Here is a 25,365-nt window from a genome sequence, read left to right as displayed (position 1 = left end):
ATGAGTTTCTCGAACAAGGAACAGGGTCACGCCAAAGAGGCGCTACTGCCCAGGTCTCGGGATATCGATGCGTTGGTGCGCGCCGAACATCACGACCCTTTTGCAATTCTCGGTCCCCATGGCGACGGTGCCGGCGGGCAATTCATTCGAGCCTATTTGCCAGACGCGTTGAGCGTGCAGGTGTTGGCCAGGGACAACGGGGAGGAACTGGGCAACCTTGAAGCCACCCAGACACCGGGGCTGTTTGTCGGCCACTTCGATCGGGCGCAGGCGTACCTGTTGCGCACGCGCTGGGCCGGTGGCGAACAGGTGTGCGAAGACCCTTACAGCTTCGGCCCACTGCTCGGCGAAATGGATTTGTACCTGTTCGCCGAAGGCAATCACCGTGACCTGAGCAGCTGCCTCGGTGCGCAATTGAAGACGGTCGACGGTGTCGACGGCGTACGTTTCGCCGTGTGGGCGCCCAATGCCAAGCGCGTTTCGGTGGTGGGTGATTTCAACAACTGGGACGGTCGCCGCCACCCGATGCGCCTGCGTCATCCCACCGGGGTCTGGGAGCTGTTCATTCCGCGTCTGCGAGTAGGCGAAGCCTACAAATACGAAATTCTCGGCACCCACGGTATCTTGCCACTCAAGGCTGACCCGATGGCGCTGGCCACCACCTTGCCGCCAGACACCGCTTCGAAGGTCGCGTCACCACTGACCATCGACTGGCAGGATCACGCGTGGATGCAATCGCGGGGCGAACGTCAGCGTCCGACTGCGCCGCTGTCGATCTACGAATTGCACGCCGGTTCCTGGCAATGTGAACTGGATGACTTGGGCGAAGTCGCTCGCCAGTACACCTGGCACGAGTTGGGTGAGCGGCTGATTCCTTATGTGAAAGATCTGGGGTTCACCCACATCGAGCTGATGCCGATCATGGAGCACCCGTTCGGCGGCTCGTGGGGCTATCAACTGCTTTCGCAATTCGCCCCGAGCGCGCGGTACGGTTCACCCGATGACTTTGCCGCGTTCGTCAACGCCTGCCATCAGGCGGAAATCGGCGTGATTCTCGATTGGGTGCCGGCGCATTTCCCCACCGATGTCCATGGCCTGGCGCAGTTCGACGGCACGGCGCTGTACGAATACGGCAACCCGCTGGAAGGTTTTCATCAGGACTGGGACACGCTGATCTACAACCTGGGCCGCACCGAAGTGCACGGTTACATGCTGGCCTCGGGGTTGCACTGGCTCAAGCATTTCCACGTCGATGGCCTGCGTGTCGATGCGGTGGCCTCGATGCTCTATCGCGACTACTCGCGCAAGGCCGGCGAATGGGTGCCGAACCGCCATGGCGGTCGGGAGAACCTCGAAGCCATCGACTTTTTGCGCCATCTCAACGACGTGGTGGCACTGGAGGCGCCTGGGGCGCTGGTCATCGCCGAAGAATCCACGGCGTGGCCGGGTGTCAGCCAGAGCACGCAACAGGGCGGTTTGGGCTTTGCCTACAAGTGGAACATGGGCTGGATGCACGATTCGCTGCATTACATCCAGCAGGATCCGGTGTACCGCGCGCATCACCACAACGAACTGAGTTTTGGCCTGGTGTACGCCTGGTCCGAGCGATTCATCCTGCCGATTTCCCACGATGAAGTGGTCCATGGCAAGCATTCGCTGATCGACAAGATGCCCGGTGACCGCTGGCAAAAGTTCGCCAATTTGCGCGCCTACTTGAGCTTCATGTGGACGCACCCAGGCAAGAAGCTGTTGTTCATGGGCTGTGAGTTCGGCCAGTGGCGCGAGTGGAACCACGATCAGCAACTCGACTGGTACCTGTTGCAGTACCCCGAGCACAAAGGGGTGCAGAAACTGGTCGGCGACCTCAATCGGCTGTACCGCGAAGAACCGGCGCTGCATGAGCAGGACGATGCCCCGCAAGGCTTCCAGTGGCTGATTGGCGACGATGCGATCAACAGCGTCTACGCGTGGTTGCGCTGGAGCAAGGAGGGCAGGCCGGTGTTGGTCGTGGCCAACTTCACCCCGGTGCCGCGTGAGGGGTATCGCGTGGGCGTGCCGTTCGCCGGGCGCTGGACCGAAGTCATCAACAGCGATGCGGCGTTGTATGCCGGTTCCAACTACGGCAACAGTGGCGGGGCGTTCAGCGAGGAAACACCGAGCCATGGGCAAGCACTGTCGTTGGTGTTGAACCTGCCACCGCTGGCGGTATTGATCTTGCGCCCGGAGGGTTGATCTATCATCGCGGCAAGCCACGCCTGTAGGAGGCGAGCTTGCTCGCGATAGCGGTACTTCAGTCGAGATCAAAGGTGACTGACATACCGCTATCGCGAGCAAGCTCGGCTCCTACAGGTGTGGTGACAGCCAAAACGACACAAACTTTTACCACCGCATCCGCACACCCAGACTCCCAATCAACCCGTTCAAATCATTGTCATCTACATCACTGCTGTAATCGGCGCTGACATACAAGCTGACCGCTGGCGTGACTCTGGCCACCAGTCCCAACCCAACTTCAACCGTTGATGAATTACGGCTGCTACTGATCTTGTCGACCTGGTCGAGCGTCACGGTATTGCCGGTGTACACGGTGTGCCACAAGTTGGTTCGCACGTAGGGTTCGACCCCCAGGCCGTTGATGTCGTAACTACCTTTCAATCGGGCGCCGACCCGTCCGCTCCAGGACGACAGCTCGATCGATGACGCATTGCCCGAGCCGGCGTACGGCGTATCCAGGGTAATGCGCTGATTGATCAATTGCGCCTGGGGTTCGACCACCCAGTTATCGGTCAGGCCAATCGGGAAGCCGCCTTCCACCGACAAGGTCATCGCACTGCCTTCTGTAGCTAGTCGTTCACCCTGTTCGTTGCGGCTGAAGCCGCTGACGCGGCCGCCGCTGGCCGTCAAATCCACATGCCAGCCTTGAGGGCCGATCAGGCTCCAGTAAGCGCCGAGGCTCTGGCCTTGCAGGTTAAGGGTGTCGCTGTTGGGGTCGGCCAGGGCCGGGCTGGTCAGCAAGCCGTTGCTGTTGCCTTGCAAGCGGGTTGTGCCGCCGATCAGGCCGACTTTCTGGGTATGGCCGCTGCTGCTTTGCAAGGTGAGGATCGCCGGGCCTTTGAGTTCAGTGCTGCCAGGGATCGAGAATCCCTGCGACAGGTAGTCGGTCTGCGCCTGCCGCGACGGTTTGCCGTACACCTGATCCCAGGTTGAAGGGGCTTCGTCTTCGATGGTCAGGCTTGAGCTTGTTGTATCGGATGCGGCGCCGAAGTGGCCGGGATAGAGCGCGATGATGCTGGAGGGCAAGGCAAGTACCGGAACTTCCTGGCGATACCACGGGGCGGTTTCTTGCTCTGTCGGTCCCGCCTGGACCTCCAGGGTAGAGCACAGCAGGATAGAGCTCGAGACAGTGCAAAAAGTGACTTTAATCTCTTGTTGGGTGAATGAAGTTTTCATGGGGGTCTACCTTGCAATCGCATGCGGTATCTCGCTGTGGCGTCTCTCCTACCCCGAATGAGGGGCGACCGAGTGGATTGGGGCACGCCTTTGGGCGCCCGGTTTGGCGGGTGTCTTGGGGATGCCCCTGATGGTACTTCGGGGGTAGTAAGGTGTAGCTAAGAAGACCGTTGACAGTGCGTCAAGAAAATGGCCGATAAATGGTATGGGTATTTTGTGTGTTACAAGTGACTGATTTACGGCGCGTATCTAAGCGCTTGTTTGTTCGATAAACCGTCAAAAAACTCTCGTGTTGGCACTTTTTTGAGACACTCTGCCAGTTACCAACTGACCCTCGCACCTACGTTTACGGCCATCGCGCGCAGCTGATTGCTGTCGATGTTACTGCTGTAGTCTATGCCGCCATAAACGCTCACTGCTTTGGCGAAGCTTAGCACCAAGCCGACTCCCAGGTCGGCCGAAGACGAACGCTGTTCAGTATCGATCCATTCAGCACCGGCGAAGGTCACCGAGTCGGTGCCGGAAAAGGTGTGCCATAGATTGGCGCGCACATAAGGCTCCAGCGGCCGGCCACTGACTTCATAGCGCCCCTTGAATCTTGCACCGAGGCGACCGGTCCAGGCGTTGTCGGAATTGAATGAGACGTGGGAGACACCGTCATCCTGGCTGTCCAGCGAAACTTTTTGGTGGATGACTTGTGCCTGGGGTTCAATCACCCAATTACCCCCGATTGGAAAGGGGTAACCGGTTTCTGCTGATAACGTCAGCACATGACCGCGGTTATCCAACTTAAGACCCCGTTCGGAGTGCGCATCGCCGTCCAGCCGGGTGCCCATGATGACGGTGTCGACGTACCAGCCCCCAGGGTTGGTCAATGTCCAATACAGGCCATAACTGTCGCCTTCAACTTCTACGTTGCCAGCACGTTTGCCTTCGAACCCTTCGTTGAAACCGTCGACATCCCCCTGCAAACGCGTGTGACCGACAAAAAAACCGGTGCGTTGGGACTGACCTCCGGAGGTCTGCGAACTGTACAGGTCGTTACCCACCTGGAAACCACTGAGCGACCCATTCAGGCGTGGCGTCACGGTACCGGCCCGGGTCTGATCAAGGTTCTTGCCATAGGCTCGGCCCCAGCCAGCGCCCAATGCCCCGGTTTCAGTGAGCAGCCGCTGATTACCTTGGCGATCATGGAAGGTGCCGAGTGCGCTCAGGGTCAGTTGTGCGGCGGCGGGCGGCAGTATCGACCAGACGGGAACTTCCTGGCGATAAAGCGGGATTGGTGCCGCACCCGATACAGCGGCTGGTAAAACCGGTAATGGAGGACTGCCCGCCGGTGCCTCGGCGGGCACGGGCGTTGCGACAACCGGAACGATGAGTTGCGGCAATGTCGGATCGGGGTTGGGAACGGCCATGGTGGCCGGGGCCACGACTGCCGAGCGCAAATACCAACTGTTTTCTGTGCCCGGTGTGACGCCGCCCTTGAACAGTCGGTAATCGAAGGCACCGGCCGACACCGAAGTCTTGAGCGCAAAAGCATTGGCGTTGCTGACGGCCGTGCCTTGGGCCTGCACCAGTTGAATACCGTTCTGTTGCGTCAGCCCACCGGTCCCGCCCAGGTTGCTGACAGTGATCAACGTGCTGCCCGTTATCGACCCATTGATGACCACCAGTTTGTCGCTGGGTGAACTGTCGTCACCCACCAGGCTTTGCAGCAGCAACTGACCGCCGTTACCCGCGTAGCTGCCTTGCACGGTCAGCGTGTCATTGGTGCGGTTATTGCCGCTGCTCAGATCGAGGGTCCCTGCGTTATTCAACGTGGCAAGCTTTCCCGCGATAAAGGGCATCATGCTGCCCTGAGCGGACGTCAGCGTACTGCTGCTATCAATGTTGAACACGCCGGTGCCGCTGGCGCTGTCTCCCAGGACAAAAATGCCGGCAAGGTCCATTTTCGAACCGTTGCTCAGGTTGACCGACTCCCAGTTGGAGTAGCGCGCAGGGCCGGCGGTGGTGACGTGGTCGAAAGTCAGTACATCGTTGTCGTTGCCGCCATCGATTGCCGGGGTCAGGGCGAGGGTGCTTTCGGTCAGGTTGCGCAGGGTCACGCTGTCATTGCCGTCACCCATCAGGATGGCGGAACGGAGGATACCGCCGCCGTCCCAGAGCAGTTTGTCATTGCCGAAACTGGCGCGAACCTGGCCGACGATTTCCCCGCCTGTCACGGTAATGCTGTCATTGCCGCCGCTGACGCTGAGGTTGCCACCAATCCGCCCACCGGAAAGGATGATGGTGTCCTTGCCAAAACCGGTCACCAGATTGCCCAGGATCTGCCCACCCGACATGACATAGGTATTGTCGTCGAGCTTCATGTCGACCCGGCCGATGACTCCCCCGGTCATTTCTGCAAAGTCACCGTCTTCGAACACGTCGACAATGGTGCCGCCGGTCATCAGGAATCGGTCGAACCCGTCGCCTTGCGCCAGGGACTTAATCCTGCCGCCGTTCATGATGAACGTGTCAATGCCACTCTGTTGATGGACTTCGCCGGTAATTATCCCGTTGTCGATTTGCAGTGTATTGGCGCCAGTACCTTGATCGAGCACGCCAGCAAGGGTGCCCGAGCGCATCAATACCTGGTCACTACCTGCACCAAAGGTCACATTGCCATTAATGGTTCCAGTGCCATTGGCGGGGAAGGTCAGGACGTTATTACCCGACAAATCGGTGAGTGGCCCGCTAATGCCACTGTCGCACACATAGTTGTCGTTGCCGGCGGTAGATATGAGCGAACAGGCCGCATCGGCGATTTGCGACCAGCCCACACATAGCCAGAACGTCAAGGCGCAGGCCGAATAACGGTAGTGGGTCGCTTCCATGTTCGTCTCCACGCATCGATCGGCGCCACGACACCGTCACTCGTGGTGAGTGACAGCGTGTCAGGCGCCCTTGGCAGCGCGAATTGCGAGACGACATCGGTAATGCAGGGTCCGAACTGAAAAGTCTTTGGCAACAGTGGCTGCTACGGGTTGTATATCCGAACGTGCAACGGATATGGATAGTTGCACCGTAACAACAGATGTTGAACGCCGCTACTGTCAGAAATAACAGGTAGGGGCGCGTATTTTCGTTCGAAGCAAGGACTTGAATGGAGCCCACCGGTCATTCAAAGGTGCACTTCCACCGCTAACGGCAGATGATCCGACAAATGCGTCCAGGGTTTGTTGCCGAGAATTCGTGGATCATGGCTGCTGGCATTGCGCAGGTAAATCCGGTCCAGGCGCAGCAAGGGAAAGCGGGCGGGGTAGGTTTTGGCCGGGCGCCCATGGGCGCGTTCGAAGGCCTCATGCAAATAGTCGCGACGGGCGAGGGAGACATTGCCTTGCAGCTGCCAGTCGTTGAAGTCGCCGGCGATGATCACCGGGGCCTGGTCGGGCAGGGACTCGAGCAATTGACACAGGAGCTGCAACTGCAACTGGCGATGGCTTTCGAGCAGGCTCAGGTGCACGCAAATCGCATGCACTTCTGCGTGCCCCGGCACTTCCAGCACGCAGTGCAACAACCCGCGTCGTTCGGGGCCGGTGATCGATACGTCAAGGTTACGAAATTCACGGATCGGGTATTTCGACAGCAAGGCATTGCCATGGTGGCCATTGGGGTAGACCGCATTGCGCCCATAGGCAAAGTCACTCCACATGCTGTCGGCGAGGAATTCGTATTGCGAGGTCTGCGGCCAGTTGTAGTAACGGGATGAATGCCGATCGTGTTCACCCACCACCTCCTGCAGGAACACAAGGTCGGCGCCTGTACTGCGCACCGCCTCGCGCAGCTCCGGGAGGATGAAACGCCGGTTGAGGGCGGTGAACCCCTTGTGAGTGTTGACCGTCAGCACCCTCAGGCGATGAATCGTCGGGGACGGGTGCAGGGCGGCCCGCTGCTCGGGATCGCTGGTCACGTTTGCTCCTCGAATCAGGACTGCTTATGCATGCGACTGATGTCGCTGCGAGCAGTTCAGTGCCACTGCAATTTTGTAGCGCTTGTAGCAGGTGTAGCAGCTGTAGCAGCTGTCGAGCCTGCGAGGCTGCGTTCGGCTGCGTAGCGGTCGTAAAACCTGCACATGCGATCTTTATGAAACACCGCGCCGTCTGATTTCACGACTGCTTCGCAGCCGGACGCAGCCTCGCAGGCTCGACAGCTGCTACAGCTGCTACAGCTGCTACAGCTGCTACAGCTGCTACAGCTGCTACAGCTGCTACGGCTGCTACGGGTTTTTCAGATGAACACGATTTCGTAAGGCATGCGTATGCGGTCCAGGATCACTCGGGGCAGCAGGGGGGCAATGCCCAGGGCCGGCTCGCCGTCGAGCTGGCTGGCATAGGCGTGGGTGGCGTGGCTTTTGCGCGCGACGGTCCAGGTGTCGAGGCGCACTTTGCGCGCTCGGTGCCAGGGCATCAGGCCATGGTCGCGAGCCGGCCAGTGCCACGCCCAGACAGGCATTTCATGGAACGTCGCGCCGACCTGGCTCGCCGCGAGGGCACAGGCACGACCGACGGCGTTGTGATCAGACATGCCGTCTTCGCGCCAGGTACTGAACACGACGTCGCCAGCGCGCAAATAACGGGCAATGAATTGGGTCAGTTGCGTCTCGTGTTCGGCCAGGGCGTTGTCGGTGAAGCCGCCACGAATCCATTTCAGGCTGTGCAACGGCAAGCCAAGCCGGCGCAAGGCTTCGACGCTTTCCTGGCCACGAAACACGCTCAGGCGCTTCTCCGACCATTGTTGCGAACCCGGATGGGGAGCGCTGCCATCGGTGATCGAAATCAATTGCAGGGGATGTTCGAGGGTAGAGAGCAGTTGCAACAGGCCGCCACAGAAGACCACTTCATCGCCGGGATGCGGCGCGATCACCACGGCGCGGGCGCCGGTGGGGACCAGGGTCTGGGTGTTGATGACCGGGATATTGTCCAGCTGCAGCGCACTGTTCCAGATTTGTGCTGGCTGGCTGCTGTCGATGATGCAGACGGGTTTCATCAGGCCTACGTCCTTGTTCTGTTTGATGACAATTGTGCAACGCTCCGTACCCTGGATTGTCGGCAACAGAGTATTGCTCAAGTCACGCTGTTCGTCGCGTGACGGTTTCATCTAAGTCCGTTTATTTTTAGTCGACTTGTAGCCGATTGCGTAAAGCGCCGCCCAAACCTGCGCGTGCGTCACTCTTCGTCCTCATGCTGCAATTCGAACAGCAGCAGTGAGCGGGCGGTCACTGAGTACTCGTGACCGAACTCGAAACGTTCCTGCCCACGAATCGACGGTTGATTGGTATCGATCATGCAAGTCCAGAAGCCACCATCCGGCACTTCCGGTAACGTGAAGTTGACGATGTCGTGGTGCGCGTTGACCACCAGCAACAGGGTCGCGTCCGCGCCTTTTCGGCGGATGCCGGTTTCCTGGGCGCGGCCGTCGAACAAGATCCCCAGGCACCGACCGTGGGCCTCTCCCCATTGTTCCTGGGACATTTCACCACCGTGCGGCGAGAGCCAGGTCACGTCCTTGACGCCAATGTCCTCGTTGTAATTGCCCACCAGGAAGCGCCCGCGACGCAGGATCGGGTAAGTCAGACGCAGCTTGATCAGGCGTTTGACGAATTTGAGCAAGGCCTTGCCGTCTTCGCTGAGGTCCCAGTTGACCCAGCCGATCTCGCTGTCCTGGCAATAGGCATTGTTGTTGCCTTCCTGGGTCCGGGCGAATTCGTCGCCGGCGACCAGCATCGGCGTGCCTTGGGACAACAACAGCGTGGCGAAGAAATTGCGCATCTGCCGCTGGCGCAGCTCGTTGATCTCGGGGTCGTCGGTCGGGCCTTCAACGCCGTGATTCCAGGACAGGTTGTTGTTGCTGCCGTCCTGGTTATTCTCGTCGTTGGCTTCGTTGTGTTTGTCGTTGTACGACACCAGGTCGTTGAGGGTGAAACCGTCGTGGGCGGTGATGAAGTTCAACGAAACGTAAGGGCGCCGGCCCCGCTGGTTGAACATCTCGCCCGAGGCGGTCATGCGGCTGGCGAAATCGGCGAGTTGGCCATCGTCACCTTTCCAGAACGCGCGCACGGTGTCGCGAAACTTGTCGTTCCATTCCACCCAGCCCGGCGGAAAGTTGCCCACCTGATAGCCACCGGGGCCGCAGTCCCAGGGTTCGGCGATCATTTTCACCTGGCGCAGCACCGGGTCCTGACGGCAGGCCACGAGGAAACTGTGGCGCTCATCGAAACCGTCGTGGTAGCGACCGAGAATAGTCGCCAGGTCGAAGCGAAAGCCGTCGACGTGCATTTCCGAGGCCCAGTAGCGCAAGGAATCCGTGACCATTTGCAAGACGCACGGATGGCTCAGGTCCAGCGTGTTACCGGTGCCGGAATCGTTGATGTAGAAGCGTTTGTCGTCGGGCTGCAAGCGGTAGTAGGAGACGTTGTCGATGCCGCGCATCGACAGGGTCGGCCCTTGTTCATTGCCCTCGGCGGTGTGGTTGTAGACCACGTCGAGGATCACTTCCAGATTGGCTTCGTGCAGGTGCGCGACCATTTCCTTGAACTCGGCAATCTTGCCGCTGGCCAGGTAGCGTGGGTCCGGGGCGAAGAAGGCAATGCTGTTGTAGCCCCAGTAATTGGTCATGCCTTTGTGCAGCAAGTGTTGATCGTTGACGAAGGCGTGGATCGGCAGCAATTCAACGGACGACACGCCGAGCTTGCGGATGTGCTCCAGCACATCATCGACCATCAACCCGGCAAAGGTACCGCGCACATTTTCGGGAACCGAGGGGTGGCGCATGCTGATGCCGCGCACGTGGGTTTCGTAGATGATCGTTTTATCCCACGGCACGCTCACGCGATGGTCGTGACCCCAGGTGTGTGCGGGGTCGATGACCTTGCATTTGGGCACGAAGGGCGCGCTGTCACGCTCATCGAAACTGAGGTCGGCGTCGGGGTGGCCGATGGTGTAGCCGAACAATGCTTCGGACCATTTCAATTGACCGACCAGTTGCTTGGCATACGGGTCGATCAACAATTTGTTGGGGTTGAAACGATGCCCATTGGCCGGGTCGTACGGGCCATAGACGCGATAGCCATAGATCAGCCCCGGATGGGCGTCGGGCAAGTAGCCATGGTAGATCTCATCGGTGTATTCAGGCAGCTCGATGCGTTCAAGTTCCACCTCGCCCGAGTCATCGAAAATGCACAGTTCGACCCTTGTGGCGTTGGCGGAAAACAACGCGAAGTTGACCCCCAGACCATCCCAGGTTGCGCCCAGCGGGAAGGGCAGGCCTTCACGAATTCGCGAGGCCTCGGCGCGAGGTTCTGGCGCGGCTTTCTTTGGCGTGGTCATAGGTGCTCCTGCAAACGGGGATCAAGTTTTTTTCGAGGACGAGCATGCCCAAAGTGGCGAGCGAACTCGCCACGTCATCGATCAAGGCAAAGCGCTTGGAACGTCAGGTGACCGGTGGCTTCTTCGACGCGCGAGGCTTCTTCTCCAGCGCTTTTTCTCCCGGCGGAATTACTTTCGACGCTGCAGCGGGTTTGGCCTTGGCTTTGGGTTTGGCTTCGCTGGCTTTACCGTCCAGCGCGCCATTGGCCTTGCCGGCCGCAGGTTTCGCCGCGGCGGTTTTGCTAGCGGTGGCTTTCGGTGGTTTTTTCGGCGCCAGGGCTTCCGCTTCGGCCAGCTTGCGTGCCATCTCCCAGTGTCGGGCTTCCTGGCCCTCGGGTTTGCCCTCCGATTCCCAGATCTGATAGGCAAATTCGCGAACGCGTTTATCGTCGGTACTCATCGCAATGCTCCTGAACTGAACTCAAGCTTGGGTAAAGAGTTGGATAAAGAGATTGACCGGGACATCCCCCAGCGCGGCGCCGATGTTCAGCTCCCTGTTTTTTGTGACTGCGACGCTGGAAAAAAGTCCCTTCAGATTTTCGTCGGAGCAGGCGAACGGCAATTTGACCCGTGTATCGCCCCACTGCGGCGCATCAATCCTGGGTTGGGCACTGTTTTTCAGCAGTTCGGCGCAGCGTATCGGCACGATCACGATGGCGTGTTTTCCTCCCCGCGTGCGGGCAAAGGCCAACACGCGATGAGCCTGGCTGCCGACCACTTCAAGGGCTTGATAGGTCCCTCGCGAAAACAGCTCGGCATGCTCGGCCCGCAGGTTCAACACGTGGGCGATCAGCGATTGCTTGATGCGCCCGTCACGCCAGTTCGCCAATAGTTCTGGCAGGTCCGCAGTTCGCTGAAGTGCTCCCTGAAGTGCCCGTTGACGGCTGCCGTAATCCACCGGCCGGCGGTTGTCCGGGTCGACCAGGGTGAAGTCCCAGAAGTCGTTGCCCTGATAGAGGTCCGGTACCCCCGGCACCGTCATTCGCAGCAAGGTTTGCGCCAATCCATTGAGTGCGCCGGATGTTGCAATCGCGTGAACCGCTTTATCGAGAGCCGCGCGCAGCAGTTCACCTTCGGGCGCCGAAAACAGACGCTGGATAAACACCTGCATGGCGTGTTCATAGGGTTCGTTCGGCGCGCTCCAGCTGCTTTGCAATTTGGCTTCGCGCAGGGCTTTTTGTTGCCACTGCCAGAGACGTTTCGCGTAGTCCTCCAGTGCCGGCTCATCGTCGCCGCGCAGGGTCAGCGGCCAACTGCCGAGGATCGCCTGATAGAGGATTAATTCGTCGCCCGCCGTCGGCATCTGGTCGTCGTCGCGCAGTGGCCGGGCGAGCGTGCGCCACAGGGGGACTTGGTCGGCATACCAGGTGCTGAGTTCGCTCAATACGGCCAGGCGAGCGCGGGTGTCTTCGCCGCGTTTGTGGTCGTGGGTGGCGGTGGCCAGCAAGTTGTCCGGGAACTCGGACAGGCGCTGGGTGCAGGCCGCGTGAAAGTCTGACACGGGGGCGCTGAACTGTTCGGTGCTGAACCCTACGTCGTTGCGCGACAGCAGCACCGCCGAACGATAGAACGCGGTGTCTTCGACCGCTTTGGCGGCGGCTGGTGACGTCAGTTGCTGAAAGCGCACGCAAGCGTGTTTGAGGATCTTGCGCTGACGGCCCACCGGACGCTTGCGCCAGGGCTCGCCGCCGAGCCAGCGGGCCAGGCAATCGAGCACCGGCCAATCGGCTTCGTTCAGGGTCAGCCGAGCGCCGTTCAGCGCCTGCTGGAAAAATATCTCGTCTTCAGGAGAGCGGCCACGGGGGCTGATATACGTGCGGTACACCGGGAAGTGCACGATCAATTCCTGCAACGCCCGGCGGATCGCACCGAGGGTCAGGTCGCGGGTCATCAGGTCGTCGCGGGCGACTTGCAGCAAGGCCTGGGCAACGCTTTCGAAATCACCGGCCAACGAACCATTGAGGATTTGCTGCCGTGCCAGTTGGGCTTCCTGGCCAAAGTCGGCGGGCCGTTCGCTGTAGCGCTGCCAGAGTTTGCCGAGGGTGAGGGCGCCTTGCGGATCATGTTGCAGCAGCGACACCTGGTTCATGAACTCATACCCGGTGGTGCCATCCACCGACCAGTCGCGGTGCAGGGTTTCACCCTGGCCGAGGATTTTCTCGACGTAGATCGGCAGGTGTCGAGCCGGTGACAGGCGATTGACCCGACGTCGCAGTTTGCGGCAGTAACCACGGGGATCGGCGAGGCCATCGATATGGTCGATGCGCAGGCCGTCAATCAGGCCTTGCGCCACCAGTTCGAAGATTTTCGCGTGGGTGGCCTCGAATACCGCCGGGCGCTCGACGCGCAGGCCGCCCAGTTCGTTGACATCGAAAAAGCGCCGCCAGTTGATGTCATCCGCCGCTGTGCGCCAGCTTGCCAGGCGATAGCTCTGGCGCTCAAGCAAGGCGTGCAAGCGCTGGAAGCCTTCGAGTGTGAGCGAGTCGTAGGCGCCGAGGTGTTGCTCGATCGACTGGCGCATCAGCGGGTCGCTGGCCAGTTCGCGCAACTCGGTTTTGAGTGGCGCCGCCAGGCGATGAGCGTCGGTCTGGTAACTCAAGGTGGTGAAGCGTTCCCCCAACGATTTAAGCGGTTCGGCACCGGTTGTCAGCAGTTCGCCGAAGTGCATCGGGCAGATCGGAAAGCGGTGATCGTAATGCTGCACGTAAAAGCTGCCACCTTGCGCATCGAAACGCAGGGGCAGGGTGCCGTCCTGTAACGCGATGCCGTAGTCGCTGCCAAGGAAGGGCAGCAATAACTGGCCTTCCATCAATGGGTCCGGCGAGTGCCACTGAATGTCGAAGAACTCGCCGAAGGGACTCAAGCGCCCCCATTCCAGCAAATCCAGCCACCAGGGATTATCCGCGCCACCCACGGCCATGTGGTTGGACACGATGTCGAGGATCAGCCCCATCCGCTGTGCGCGCAGGGCATCGACCAGACGCCGCAGCGCCGCCTCGCCACCCAGCTCGGGATTGACCGTCGTCGGGTCCACCACGTCGTAGCCATGCAGGGAGCCTGTGCGGGCGGAAAGCAGGGGCGAGGCATACACGTGGCTGATGCCCAGACTGGCGAAATACGGCACCAGCGGCACCGCTTGATCCAGGGTGAATCCTTTATGAAATTGCAGCCGCAGGGTCGCCCGCGGCGGTTGGATAAACACAGGCGTCATTGGTCACGCTCACCTGCCTGAAGCCGCGCACAGGCGAGCAGTTCCAGGCGCCGGGCCGCGTCTGGATCATCGAGCAGGGCCTCGCTGTCGCCGGGCAGGCGCCGTGACCAGTTCGGGTGAGTGTCGATAGTGCCGGGCAGGTTGGCCTGCTGTTCGATACCGAGGGCATCTTCCAGTGGCAGCAACACCAGTGGTGCGCGGGTATGCCCGAGAAACCGGATGCTGGCGTCGAGCACCTGATCGGTTTCGTAGGATTCTTCGCGAAAATTCTGCGGATCTTGGCTCAACACCCGACGCAAGCCTTCACGTTCGCGCTCGCGATGTTGGCGCCATTCAATTTCGCCATTGGCGTCGATCAGGCTGAGCCGGGCGTTCCAGTCAATGTCACGACCATGCCACCAGCCATTGAGCGTCGGCAAGTCATGGGTGCTGGTGGTCGCCAGCGCGTTGTCCGGCCAGTCGAGGATCGGTTTGAAGTGGGCGTTGTCCTGTTCGAACAGCAACACGCGCATGCCGAGGATAGAGCGTGCAATGAGTTTTTCCCGCAGGCCATCGGGCACGGTGCCGAGGTCTTCGCCCAGCACAATGGCTTGATGCCGATGGGATTCCAGCGTCAGGAGCCGCAGTAAATCGTCGACCGGGTAATACAGGTACGCGCCGTCGCTGGGGGGCGCGCCGTTGGGGATCACCCAGAGTCGTTGCAGGCCCATGATGTGGTCGATGCGCAAGCCGCCGGCGTGGGCGAAATTGGCGCGGAGCATTTCGATGAAGGCGCGAAACCCGTTACGCACCAGGCCCTCGGGCGAAAACGCGGAGATGCCCCAGCCCTGGCCGGTACGGTTGAGGATGTCCGGCGGCGCACCCACGGTCAGCGAGGCGAGCAACTCGTCTTGCCGGCTCCAGGCCTGACTGCCGCCGCCGTCGGCCCCCACCGCCAGGTCGGCGATCAGGCCAATGCTCATGCCGGCGCTCCGGGCGGCGGTTTGCGCGCGCTCCAGGCACCGGGTAATCAGCCACTGGCAGAAGGCGAAGAAGCCAATGCGTGCCACGTTCTCTTCAGCGAATTCGGCGAGGGTGGCGCTGCGCGGGTCGCGCCATTGCTCGGGCCACTCGCGCCAGTCGAGGCTTTCACCCAAGGCGGCGCGGTGCTCTTGAAGGGCTTCGAAGCGACAGTGGTTTTCCAGCGCTTCACCCGAGGCATGGCGAAAGCTGCTGAAGTCTTCTTGCAGCGGGTGTTCGCCGTGGACAAAACCTTCGTATAACGCCAGCAATACACGGTGCTTGGCTTGCGCGGCCACGGGCCAGTTAATCAGTGGCTGTTGTTCGAGCTGTTGCAGTTCGGTGGTCAGCCCGGTGGCGTCAATCGCCGCGCGCATCGCACGTTCACCGAGGACGGCTCCGGGTGCGGCGTACAGACTGTTGAGAAACAAGCGGCTGGACGGCGAATACGGGCTGTAGCGCTGGGTGTCGCTGCTGAACATGGCGTGCAACGGACTGATCGCCAACGCCTCGGCACCGCGTTCACCCGCCACCCGGGCGAGGTCCTCCAGCGCCTGGGTATCACCGAAACCGCCATCGCCGACACGGCGCAATGAGTACAGCTGCACACTCAGGCCCCAGGTACGTGGGATCGGATTGTCGACCGCGTCGCCGACGCTGTAGCAACGGTCGGGCGCCACCGCGAGGGTGAAGGATTGCCCGTCGATGCTGACGTGCTGGTAGCCGACCGGAATCAGCCCCGGCAGCACGGCCTGAGCGTCGAGTTTCAGGTAGATCCGCGAGCCGTCTTCGAGATGAATGTCGCAGGGCGTTTCGGGCTCGAAGTACCGCGCCAGATCGAGGCCGCCACCGACGTCGACCGTCATCAGCGGCGGCAGGTGGTGGGTTTGCTGGACGGTTTGCAGCTCTAGCAGGCTCGCATCGATTTCCTGGGCGCTGCCCGCCGGATGGCCGAGGCCAGTGAGGACCGCGCGCAACACCGACGGCGCTACTTTCTGTGGGCGACCATTGGCGTCGATCCAGTCGACGGCCAGGCCTGCGCGGCTGGCCAGTATTTCTAGTTGCGCGTCGCTCATGGGCGCTCTCCATTCGAATCTGGCAAAGGGGCTGCGGCCGTGAGGCTGACGAGCGCGCAATACGGGGCAAGTTTGCCCTGGTGCAACAGGCCGGCCGAGTGGGGCGGGTGTTCGAACAGCAAGATCGTGTCGGCCTGTGGGGTGTGGACCACCGGCGCGTCGCTGAGGTTCAGGTCAATGCGCAGCTCACTGCCATCGCCCAGTCGCCAGCGGGCGCTCACCGCCGCGTAGCCCAATACGTCGGTGCCCAATGCCTGGGTGCCGGGCAGGCGCGGGATGAGGTGCTGGTGGCGCAGTTGCAGCAGGCGCCGGTAAAGCTCGTGTATTGCCGGCAGTGCGCTGGCGCTTCGCTGCGGTTGCGAGGCTTGGAAGGTCTGCGGCGCATTGGGGTCGGGAATCTGTTCGCGCTGCTGCGGATTGGCAAAGGCTCTGAACGCTGCGAATTCATTGCGCCGACCTTCGCGCACCTGTTCTGCAAGCTCGCCGTGGTGGCTGGTGAAAAACAGGAACGGTGACTGTGCCGCGAATTCGTCGCCCATGAACATCAGCGGGATCATCGGCGACAGCAGCAGCAACACGGTGGCCGCATAAAGTGCATCGGGGTGGGTCAATTGGTGCAACCGTTCGCCTAACGCGCGGTTGCCGATCTGGTCGTGGTTTTGCAGAAACAGCACAAAGGCTGTCGGCGGCAAGTGACTGCTGGGCTCGCCACGTGGCGTGCCGTGGCGGTTGATATGGCCCTGAAACACGAAGCCCTGGCTCAGGCAGCGAGCGAGTTGTTCGGTGGGTTGTTCAGCGTAGTCGGCGTAATAGGCGTCGGTTTCGCCGGTCAGCAACACATGCAGGGCGTTGTGGCCGTCATCGTTCCACTGTGCATCGAAGCCTTTTTCCAACAGGCTGGCCTGATTGTGTTCGTTTTCCACCATCAGCCACACATGGCGTGTGGGTTCGGTTTGCTGGCGCACCCGTCGCGCCAGTTCTTCAAGGAAGTCCGGGCTTTCAATGGCGTGCACCGCGTCCAGGCGCAAACCGTCAAAGCGATATTCGAGCAGCCACATCAACGCGTTATTGATGAAAAAATCCCGCACCTCGCGCTGCCGAAAGTCGATCGCCGCGCCCCACGGTGTGTGCTTGTCGTCGCGGAAAAAGCCCTTGGCGTAATGATGCAGGTAATTGCCGTCCGGGCCGAAGTGGTTGTAGACCACGTCGAGAATCACCGCCAGGCCGAGGCCGTGGGCGGTGTCGATCAAGTGTTTGAGTTGCTCGGGCGAGCCATAGGACGCTTGGGGGGCGTAAGGGAAAACACCGTCGTATCCCCAATTGCGCTCGCCGGGAAACTGCGCCAATGGCATCAGTTCAATAGCCGTGATGCCGAGTTCAGCGAGGCGCGACAGGTGCTGCTCGACGGCGCTGTAACCGCCGAGTACACCGACGTGCAGCTCGTAGATGATCGCTTCGTTCCATGGCCGACCTTGCCAGGTGTTGTGTTGCCATTGATAGGCCAGCGGATCGACCACCACGCTGTGGCTGTCGATATCGCCGGCCTGCGCGCGGGAGGCCGGGTCCGGCACCTCGAGCTCGCCATCGATGTTGTAGCGGTAACGGGTGCCCGCGAGGCAGCGGGTCTTGATCACGAACCAACCATCCGCCTGAGGCAGCAGCGGCAAGGATTGTCCATTTTCCAGTTCGACACTGACGTAAAACGCATCAGGCGCCCACAAGGCAAAACGCGTGTGCTCTGCGTCCAGCATGATTGCGCCGTGGGGCCAGGTCTCAAGGGTCCGTAACGGCATCGTTGAAAACCTCTTCTCTTATTGTCGGCCCGATTTACCCAAGGCCTTCGCCACAAGCTGTTCGTAGAGTTCGGCGTAGGGTTCCACTGCCTTGCACCAGTTGAAGGGGGCTGCCATCGCCCGGCAACGCATCGCATGCAGCAGGTCGGGGAAGGCGAACACCTTGAATGCACGGCTCAGGGCTTCCTGGTAACTCTCGACGGAGGATTCGTCGAACAGGAATCCGGTGACGCCGTTTTCAATGGTGTCGGCCAGGCCGCCAGTATTGCGCGCCACCGGCAACGAGCCGAAACGCTGGGCGTACATCTGGCTCAAGCCGCAGGGTTCATAACGCGAAGGCATCAGCAGGAAATCGCTGCCGGCGAACATGCGACGGGCGTCAGTTTCGTTGAAGCCGATGCGCACGCCGATCTGCCCCGGAAAACGCAAGGCCAGCTCACGCATGGCTTGTTCTTCTTCCGGCTCGCCACGGCCGATGATTGCAATCTGGCCGCCGGATTTGACGATGTATTCGGAGACCGCTTCGGTCAGGTCCAGGCCTTTCTGATAGACCAGCCGCGAGACCACTGCAAACAGCGGACCCTTGGAGTCTTCCAGGCCAAACAGTTCGCGGACGTGCGCGGCGTTGACCGCTTTGCCGTCCCAGTCGCCAATGCTGAACGGGCAGAACAGGTGGGCGTCGGTGGCCGCGTCCCAACTCTCATCGATGCCGTTGGGAATGCCGCTCAGCAGGCCTTGCTGGGTCTTGGCGGCAAGAAAGCCATCGAGACCGCAGCCGAAGGCCGGCGTGGTGATTTCCTGGGCGTAAGTGGCGCTGACGGTGGTGATGTGGCTCGAATACGCCATGCCGGCCTTGAGGAACGACATCTTGCCGTAGAACTCCATGCCTTCCTGTTGCAGGGCGTGTGCGGGTATGCCGAGTTCAGGGCACGAACCCAGACTGGTCACGCCCTGGTAGGCCAGGTTATGGATGGTGAACAGCGTTGGCGTACGCTGCCCGCGCCAGTGCATGTAGGCCGGCGCCAGGCCCGCAGGCCAGTCATGGGCATGCACCAGATCCGGGCACCAGTGAATTTGCGCGAGATTGGCAGCGATATCGGCGGCGGCGAGGCCCAGGCGGGCGAAGCGAATGTGGTTATCTGGCCAGTCACGGCCATTGTTGGCGCCGTACGGCGAACCTTCGCGCTCGTAGAGCTCAGGGCAGATCAACACATAAATGACCAGACCGTCCGGCATGTCCATGCGCCCGATCTTGCAGGGCGGCAGTGCGGCGTGCCCACCCAGTTCACCAATGATATGAATCGGGTTTTCGCTGTGCAGCACTTGCGGGTAACCGGGAATGAGTACCCGCACATCGTGCAGGTGCGACATGGCGCGAGGCAGCGCGGCGGAAACGTCGCCCAGGCCACCGGTTTTCACCAGATCGGCAATTTCGGAGGTGACGAACAACACTTTTTTTCTGTTTGGATTCTGACTGGCAGCTGGTGTCAGCGTCTTGGTCCCGGGGACGCTGATCGATTGCGCGCTCGGTGCATTGACGGCGCTCGATTCGCCGACCTGCTGATGAGCACGTTCTCCCTGAATATCTAAAGCCGCACTAATCATATGAATCTCCCGTGGTGTTGATCTAATGCTTAGGTCTGGCACAAAGGGGGTGGCCCTATCCTGTGGCCGGGCGCAAACGCGCACGCATCGTGGCAAATGCTGCCCAATGCGTTGAAGCAGATGGGTGGAGGGGCCGTTGCAAGGAATGCACCAGTCGCTGTAGCCCTACCTTTAACCTGACCCATGGCCAGGACCGAAAGTTTCGAGTTTTTTACAGCCAGATGACCGACCGGTTTTACCTCGCGAAAATGAGTCTAGGCCAGATCCTAGAGCGGGGCGGGTCAAGTGGTGAAATTGTTCGACAATCGGTTTCTAGAGGGTAAAAGAACAACGTCCGGAAGGGGCAAACGCACCGACGAAGTGCAGGTTTATTTTTGGGGGCGGGTCAAAACGGGACTGGCGAGTCACGGAAATGGGCGTGGGGGGAGAGGTGGTGCACTGTTGCGGTGCGTTCAGTTTGTATTTTTTATGTCGGTTTTTATGGCCCTTTCGCGGGCAAACCCGCTCCCACACGATTTTGTGAACGCTACAAATCAATTGTGGGAGCGGGCTTGCCCGCGATGAACGATCACTCGGTCTCAGGTGAGCTGCCGGATTGGATTCCCCACCGACCATGCCTGAATATCCTCGATCATCTGCGAAAAGAACAAATGGTAGTTCTGTCGGCTCACATACCCGACATGCGGCGTCGCCAGCACGTTCTCCAGGGTCCTGAACGGATGATGTTCAGGCAGTGGCTCCACTTCGAACACATCCAGTGCCGCCCCCGCCAACCGATTCTTCTGCAACGCCTTGATCAGCGCCGCCTCGTCGACAATTGGCCCGCGCGCGGTGTTGACCAACAGTGCCGTGGGCTTCATCCAGTCCAGCGCCTGTGCGTCGACCAAGCCCCGGCTGCGCTCACTGAGCACCAGATGCACCGACAACACATCCGCTTGTTCGAACAGTTCCTGCTTGCTGACATAGGTCACGCCGACTTCGGCTGCCGCGTCACTGGTCAGGTTCTCGCTCCAGGCAATCACCCGCATGCCGAACACTTGCCCGAACTGCGCGACGCGCTTGCCGATGCTGCCCAGCCCGAGGATCGCCAAGGTCTTGCCGTATAAATCACCGCCGAGCCCTTGTTGCCATTGACCGGCGCGCAACGCGTTGGCTTCGACCACGAGGTTGCGAGTGGCGGCCATGATCAGCGCCCAGGTCAGTTCTGGCGCGGCATGTTTGTAGCTGTCCGTGCCGCAGACCTGAATCCCCAGCGCAGCCGCCGCTTTGAAATCCAGCGCCGCGTTGCGCATGCCGCCGGTCACCAGCAGTTTGAGTTTCGGTAGCCGCCGCAGCAGGTCTTCATCGAACCGGGTGCGTTCGCGCATCACGCAGATCACTTCATAGGCGCCCAGACGCTCGGCCAGGGTTTCATTGTCGGCCGGGTAGTCATGGACAAAACTCACCTCGCCGACGTTTTCCAGCACCGACCAGTCCACCACGTCGCGAGCGACATCCTGCCAGTCATCGATCACCGCAATTTGCACCGCCATCCGCCTTACCTCATCAATGAACAGGGTTGGTTTTGTTCAGCCAGTCGAGCAAGGCCTTGTGGAATTGCGCTGGTTCTTCCATCTGCGGCGCGTGGCCCATGCCGGGAAATTCAATCAGGGTCGACTGCGGAATCAGTTTTGCCACTTCCTTGCCCAGTACGTCGTAGTGACCGAGTCTGGCCTTGACCTCTGGCGAGGCAATGTCACTGCCGATGGCGGTAGTGTCGGACGTCCCGATCAGCAACAGCGTGGGCATCTTCAGGTCTTTGAATTCGTAATACACCGGTTGGGTGAAGATCATGTCGTAGATCAGCGCCGAGTTCCACGCGACCTGTGTATGCCCCGGGCCTTTGTTCAGGCCGGCGAGCATGTCGACCCAGCGATCGAACTCTGGCTTCCAGCGGCCACCGTAGTAGGTGTTGCGCTCATAGGTGCGGATACCGTCGGCATTGAGCTGCAGTTCGCGCGCGTACCATTGATCGACCGTGCGGTAGGGCACGCCAAGGGCTTTCCAGTCTTCCAGGCCGATGGGATTGACCAGCGCCAGTTGTTCGACTTGATCGGGATATTGCAACGCATAGCGGGTGGCGAGCATGCCACCGGTGGAATGGCCGAGGAGGCTGGCCTTCTGAATGCCCAGGGCCTTGAGCAGTTGTTGGGTGTTGGTTGCCAGTTGCTGGAAGCTGTACTGATAGTGATCGGGCTTGCTGGAGGTGCAGAAACCGATCTGGTCCGGTGCGATGACGCGATAGCCGGCCTCGCTGAGGGCTTTGATCGAACTGTCCCAGGTTGCGCCGCAGAAGTTCTTACCGTGCATCAGCACGACGCTGCGCCCGTTGGCCTTGCCATGGGCGGCGACGTCCATGTAACCCATTTGCAAGGATTTGCCTTGGGACTCAAAGGCGAAATGCTTGACGGTGTAGGGGTATTCGAAGCCTTGCAATTCAGGGCCGTATTCCGGTCCTTCGGCATGGGCGGCAAGGGGCAGTGCGGCGGTCAACAGCAGGCTGGGCAGCCAGCGGGAGAGGGCGAGGGGCATGGGTGAACTCCGTAGAAAATCCGCCGATGCTGAATCGACATGATTAGCGCGACATTAAACACAGGCAATCGCCGCGCCTGATCGTTCAACCCACCCAGCCCAACGTGGCCAGGGCCAGCACGCCATAGCGGGCGCCTTTGGCCAGGGTCACGATCACCAGGAATCGCCCCAGGGGCTCACGCATGACGCCAGCCACCAGCGTCAGCGGGTCACCGATGATCGGGACCCAACTCAGCAACAAGGACCAATGGCCGTAACGCTGATAGTGCTTTCGCGCCTGTTCCAGATGACCAGGGCTGACCGGAAACCAGCGCCGGTCGCGAAAGCGTTCGATGCCGCGCCCCAGCCACCAGTTCACCAGCGAACCGAGCACATTGCCCAGTGTGGCGACGGCCAACAGCGACCAGAGCCAATAGCGATCGCTGACCAATAACCCCACCAGCACTGCCTCGGACTGCAACGGCAGCAGCGTCGCGGCACCGAACGCCGCGAAGAACAGCCCGAGGTAAGCACCCGACATCAATGGGCGGGGTAATCCGCCACCACGACATCCGTGCCGTCCTTTTTCAGGCCGATCACTTGGTAGGCATCGCTCATGCCGTCCATTTCCATCCCGGGCGAACCCATGGGCATGCCAGGGGCTGCAACACCGAGCAGATCGTCACGCTTGCTCAACGCCAGCACCTGATCCGCCGGGACATGGCCTTCGACGAACTTGCCGTTGATCAATGCGGTATGACACGACGCCAGACGCGGCGGCACACCGTGCTGTTGTTTGAATTCGCTCATGTTGGTTTCGACATGGTCTTCAACCTTGAACCCGTTGGCTTCAAGGTGGCTGATCCATTTTTTGCAACAGCCGCAGTTGGCGTCGCGGTGAACTTCGATGGGGATCAGGTCGGCGGCCTGGGCCAGGGAGGAGATGAGAAGGGCGCTCAGGGCGGCCAGACGCAGGTGGGTTCGCATGGGAGGGATCTCGACTCGGGTGACGGTCAAAAAAGACGCATTTTGACCAGTTTAGCCACGGATGAGGGAGGAGAGTGTTTCTAAGTAATGCAGAAATAACCGCACAGACAATGCAAAACCAGTAGGAGCCGAGCTTGCTCGCGATAGCAATGTGTCAGCCAGCATAATTGTTGACTGACACACCGCTATCGCGAGCAAGCTCGGCTCCTACAGGTACAGGTACAGGTACAGGTACAGGTACAGGTTCGGGTTCAGATTCGGATTCGGATTCGGGTTCAATTCAAGGTTCAGGCAATCACCGAACCTTGAACCGCCCCATGATCGAGCTCACCCGCGCATTGGCTTCCAGCAATTGCCGGGTATTGAGCTCGCTGGCCTGACCACTCTTCACCAGTTCTTCCACCATGTGGCGGATCTGCACCATGCTGCGGTTGATCTCTTCGGTGACCGCACTTTGTTGCGAGGCGGCGGTGGCGATCTGGGTGCTCAGGCTGTTGATGTGGCTGACGGAACCGGCCATTTCATCCAGGCCGGAGTTGACCCGTGCTGTCGCATCGGCGGCGGACTGGCAACTGGCCTGGGTGTTTTCCATCGCACTGACCGATGAGCTGACACCTTGGGTCAGGCGCGTCAGCATTTCATTGATCTGCGAGGTGCTGTCCTGCGTGCGGCCGGCGAGGGCGCGGACTTCATCGGCAACCACCGCAAAGCCTCGTCCTTGCTCACCGGCCCGCGCGGCTTCGATGGCCGCGTTGAGCGCCAGCAGGTTGGTTTGCCCGGCGATGGCACCAATGACCCCGAGAATCTCGGTGATGCGTTGGGCGTCCTGCTGCATGCTTTCAACCTTGTGGGTGGCGCTCGCCACCTCTTCGATCAATGCAATCACGCTGCTGGACGCTTCGCCGACCACTACCCGCGAACGGTCGGCGTTTTCGTTGGCGCGCTTGGTGAAAGCGGCCGTCTCGGCAGCGTTTTGCGCGACGCTTTCAGCGGTCGAACTCATTTCGGTGATGGCGGTGACGGTCTGATCGGTTTCCGAGGCATGACGCACCAGAATCTGACTGGTATGCGCCGAGGTACGTTGCAGATTGTCGAGGCTGGACGCCATTGCGCCGGTGGCCTCGGTCACTTCACCGATCATGTTCTGCAAGTAGACAAGAAACGCGTTGACCGAATGACCGATGGCGCCCAGTTCGTCTTCGGCGCGAATGATGATGCGCTTGGTCAGGTCGGCGTCTCCGGTCGACAGCGCATCGATATTGCCCTTGAGGATTTTCAAGCGCTGGACCAGTTGGCGGATCGCGTAGATCTGCAGCATTGCCAGCAGGATCACCATCGGAATTTGCAACAGGCTCAATGTGCTCAGGACGTCATCGCGCTGGGCGGTGATCAGTTTGGTCGGCAAGGCCGTGGCGAGAAACCACGGCGAGCCTTCGATCGGGCGCATGAAGAAGGTGCTGTCTTCACCGTTGTTATCAAATTCGACGCGCTGCGACGGGTCGCGGTTTTGCAGGCCGGCTTTCACTAGGTTGGCGAACGGCGAGTTGCCTGCCAGTTCACTGATGTTTTTCAGGACAATCGGGCCGCTGATGCGCGAACTGTTGCTGATGATCTTGCCATCGGCTTCGACGATCAGCATTTCAGCGCCGAGGTCTTTCTCCTTGCGTGCGATCAGGTCGTTGAAGAAGCCCAGCGTCACGTCGATGGTCGAGACACCGTACGCCACGCCATTTTTCTGAATGGCCATGGCGCAGTTGGTGCGTGGCTCGGCGCTGGCGTCATCTTTGTAGGCTGCCGCCCAGGCGCATTGGCCTCGTGGTGTTTGCATGCCGCCCTTGTACCAGGCCTGGTCGTAATAGTTCGGCGCGGCGTCGCTGTTCCAGAAGGCATTGGCCGCCAGCTTGCCCGAGGCGTCGCGGTGCCAGAAAGTGCTGAACTTGTTTCGCCCGGCTTCGCGCTGGCCGGGCAATGGCCAGATCCCGCCACCGAACACTTTCAATTCACCGTACTGATCCACCAGGCCTGGCAACACCGTGTCAATGGCGGCGCTGTCGAGCAAAGGAATGGTTTGGGTAATGCTGCGCTGCTGGGCCTGAACCTTGTTCAGTTCACCCTGAATTTGTTGGGCGACTTCGGCGATGCGATTGAGGGCGACCTGTTCCTCGGTATGGCGCAGTTTAGGCGCAACCAACTGGCTGATGCCGGCCACCGTCAGGCCAAACAGCAGCAGGATAAACAGCACCAGAAATAGTGTGTAGCGACCCTGAATGGTACGGAATGGGGGCATG

Annotated in this window: 16 protein-coding genes; 1 reads left to right on the top strand and 15 read right to left on the bottom strand. The window is 60.4% G+C overall.

Annotated features, from left to right (window positions below; genetic code table 11):
• Window positions 1–2,232, top strand: coding sequence for a 1,4-alpha-glucan branching protein GlgB (gene glgB / locus LOY55_RS16780; RefSeq protein ID WP_258665847.1), 2,232 nt, complete (start codon window positions 1–3; stop codon window positions 2,230–2,232).
• 147 nt (window positions 2,233–2,379) lie between these two features.
• Here the strand turns inward: glgB and LOY55_RS16775 are convergent, their stop codons facing one another.
• From LOY55_RS16775 to LOY55_RS16705, 15 genes are all read right to left on the bottom strand, one after another.
• Entirely contained in the window at window positions 2,380–3,450 is a 1,071-nt protein-coding gene (locus LOY55_RS16775) for an autotransporter outer membrane beta-barrel domain-containing protein (RefSeq protein WP_109786487.1), read from the bottom strand.
• Window positions 3,451–3,770: 320 nt separating this feature from the next.
• Window positions 3,771–6,326: an autotransporter outer membrane beta-barrel domain-containing protein gene (locus LOY55_RS16770; RefSeq protein ID WP_258665845.1), complete on the bottom strand. Its 2,556-nt coding sequence runs from the start codon at window positions 6,324–6,326 to the stop codon at window positions 3,771–3,773.
• Window positions 6,327–6,613: 287 nt separating this feature from the next.
• Complete coding sequence (locus LOY55_RS16765; protein WP_109786485.1) at window positions 6,614–7,402, bottom strand: endonuclease/exonuclease/phosphatase family protein; 789 nt, start codon at window positions 7,400–7,402, stop codon at window positions 6,614–6,616.
• Window positions 7,403–7,719: 317 nt separating this feature from the next.
• Window positions 7,720–8,478, bottom strand: coding sequence for a PIG-L deacetylase family protein (locus tag LOY55_RS16760; RefSeq protein WP_109786578.1), 759 nt, complete (start codon window positions 8,476–8,478; stop codon window positions 7,720–7,722).
• A gap of 179 nt (window positions 8,479–8,657) precedes the next feature.
• A complete protein-coding gene (gene glgX, locus LOY55_RS16755; RefSeq protein ID WP_046032198.1) occupies window positions 8,658–10,817 on the bottom strand; it encodes a glycogen debranching protein GlgX in 2,160 nt (719 codons plus the stop codon).
• Between the two features lie 103 nt (window positions 10,818–10,920).
• Window positions 10,921–11,256 (bottom strand): DUF2934 domain-containing protein, encoded by a 336-nt coding sequence (locus tag LOY55_RS16750; protein ID WP_109786483.1) that lies wholly within the window; start codon window positions 11,254–11,256, stop codon window positions 10,921–10,923.
• A 21-nt stretch (window positions 11,257–11,277) separates the two neighbouring features.
• Window positions 11,278–14,067, bottom strand: coding sequence for a malto-oligosyltrehalose synthase (locus LOY55_RS16745; RefSeq protein WP_258665842.1), 2,790 nt, complete (start codon window positions 14,065–14,067; stop codon window positions 11,278–11,280).
• The gene (gene malQ / locus LOY55_RS16740; protein WP_258665840.1) at window positions 14,064–16,142 is read right to left on the bottom strand and encodes a 4-alpha-glucanotransferase; all 2,079 of its coding nucleotides are present in this window, start codon (window positions 16,140–16,142) and stop codon (window positions 14,064–14,066) included. Before malQ ends, LOY55_RS16745 begins: the two co-directional genes overlap by 4 nt.
• On the bottom strand, window positions 16,139–17,935 hold the full coding sequence (treZ, locus tag LOY55_RS16735) for a malto-oligosyltrehalose trehalohydrolase (RefSeq protein ID WP_258665838.1): 1,797 nt from the start codon (window positions 17,933–17,935) through the stop codon (window positions 16,139–16,141). The genes malQ and treZ overlap by 4 nt, the downstream gene beginning before the upstream one ends.
• Before the next feature lie 18 nt (window positions 17,936–17,953).
• Window positions 17,954–19,540 (bottom strand): glycogen synthase GlgA, encoded by a 1,587-nt coding sequence (gene glgA / locus LOY55_RS16730; protein ID WP_109786479.1) that lies wholly within the window; start codon window positions 19,538–19,540, stop codon window positions 17,954–17,956.
• A 578-nt stretch (window positions 19,541–20,118) separates the two neighbouring features.
• Window positions 20,119–21,072, bottom strand: a complete 954-nt coding sequence (locus tag LOY55_RS16725) for a D-2-hydroxyacid dehydrogenase family protein (RefSeq protein WP_109786478.1) — start codon at window positions 21,070–21,072, stop codon at window positions 20,119–20,121.
• Window positions 21,073–21,085: 13 nt separating this feature from the next.
• The gene (locus LOY55_RS16720; RefSeq protein ID WP_258665835.1) at window positions 21,086–22,111 is read right to left on the bottom strand and encodes an alpha/beta fold hydrolase; all 1,026 of its coding nucleotides are present in this window, start codon (window positions 22,109–22,111) and stop codon (window positions 21,086–21,088) included.
• An 85-nt stretch (window positions 22,112–22,196) separates the two neighbouring features.
• On the bottom strand, window positions 22,197–22,631 hold the full coding sequence (locus LOY55_RS16715) for a YqaA family protein (RefSeq protein WP_258665833.1): 435 nt from the start codon (window positions 22,629–22,631) through the stop codon (window positions 22,197–22,199).
• Window positions 22,631–23,077 carry a DUF411 domain-containing protein gene (locus tag LOY55_RS16710; RefSeq protein ID WP_046032207.1) on the bottom strand — a complete coding sequence of 149 codons (447 nt, stop codon included), beginning with the start codon at window positions 23,075–23,077 and terminating at the stop codon, window positions 22,631–22,633. Before LOY55_RS16710 ends, LOY55_RS16715 begins: the two co-directional genes overlap by 1 nt.
• Before the next feature lie 295 nt (window positions 23,078–23,372).
• Window positions 23,373–25,364 carry a methyl-accepting chemotaxis protein gene (locus tag LOY55_RS16705; protein WP_109786475.1) on the bottom strand — a complete coding sequence of 664 codons (1,992 nt, stop codon included), beginning with the start codon at window positions 25,362–25,364 and terminating at the stop codon, window positions 23,373–23,375.
• Window position 25,365: the final 1 nt, after the last annotated feature.

The sequence above is a fragment of the Pseudomonas sp. B21-040 genome (genome assembly GCF_024748695.1).
Classification (GTDB): Bacteria; Pseudomonadota; Gammaproteobacteria; order Pseudomonadales; family Pseudomonadaceae; genus Aquipseudomonas.
Note: the sequence above shows the minus strand (reverse complement) of the source record. Positions and strands in the feature narration are given on the sequence as shown.

Bases quoted from the DNA above. Each gene is read 5' to 3' on its own strand.
- glgB (WP_258665847.1), top strand. From the start codon at position 1: ATGAGTTTCTCGAACAAGGAACAGGGTCACGCCAAAGAGGCGCTACTG.
- LOY55_RS16775 (WP_109786487.1), bottom strand. From the start codon at position 3,450: ATGAAAACTTCATTCACCCAACAAGAGATTAAAGTCACTTTTTGCACT.
- LOY55_RS16770 (WP_258665845.1), bottom strand. From the start codon at position 6,326: ATGGAAGCGACCCACTACCGTTATTCGGCCTGCGCCTTGACGTTCTGG.
- LOY55_RS16760 (WP_109786578.1), bottom strand. From the start codon at position 8,478: ATGAAACCCGTCTGCATCATCGACAGCAGCCAGCCAGCACAAATCTGG.
- glgX (WP_046032198.1), bottom strand. From the start codon at position 10,817: ATGACCACGCCAAAGAAAGCCGCGCCAGAACCTCGCGCCGAGGCCTCG.
- LOY55_RS16750 (WP_109786483.1), bottom strand. From the start codon at position 11,256: ATGAGTACCGACGATAAACGCGTTCGCGAATTTGCCTATCAGATCTGG.
- LOY55_RS16745 (WP_258665842.1), bottom strand. From the start codon at position 14,067: ATGACGCCTGTGTTTATCCAACCGCCGCGGGCGACCCTGCGGCTGCAA.
- malQ (WP_258665840.1), bottom strand. From the start codon at position 16,142: ATGAGCGACGCGCAACTAGAAATACTGGCCAGCCGCGCAGGCCTGGCC.
- treZ (WP_258665838.1), bottom strand. From the start codon at position 17,935: ATGCCGTTACGGACCCTTGAGACCTGGCCCCACGGCGCAATCATGCTG.
- glgA (WP_109786479.1), bottom strand. From the start codon at position 19,540: ATGATTAGTGCGGCTTTAGATATTCAGGGAGAACGTGCTCATCAGCAG.
- LOY55_RS16725 (WP_109786478.1), bottom strand. From the start codon at position 21,072: ATGGCGGTGCAAATTGCGGTGATCGATGACTGGCAGGATGTCGCTCGC.
- LOY55_RS16720 (WP_258665835.1), bottom strand. From the start codon at position 22,111: ATGCCCCTCGCCCTCTCCCGCTGGCTGCCCAGCCTGCTGTTGACCGCC.
- LOY55_RS16715 (WP_258665833.1), bottom strand. From the start codon at position 22,631: ATGTCGGGTGCTTACCTCGGGCTGTTCTTCGCGGCGTTCGGTGCCGCG.
- LOY55_RS16710 (WP_046032207.1), bottom strand. From the start codon at position 23,077: ATGCGAACCCACCTGCGTCTGGCCGCCCTGAGCGCCCTTCTCATCTCC.
- LOY55_RS16705 (WP_109786475.1), bottom strand. From the start codon at position 25,364: ATGCCCCCATTCCGTACCATTCAGGGTCGCTACACACTATTTCTGGTG.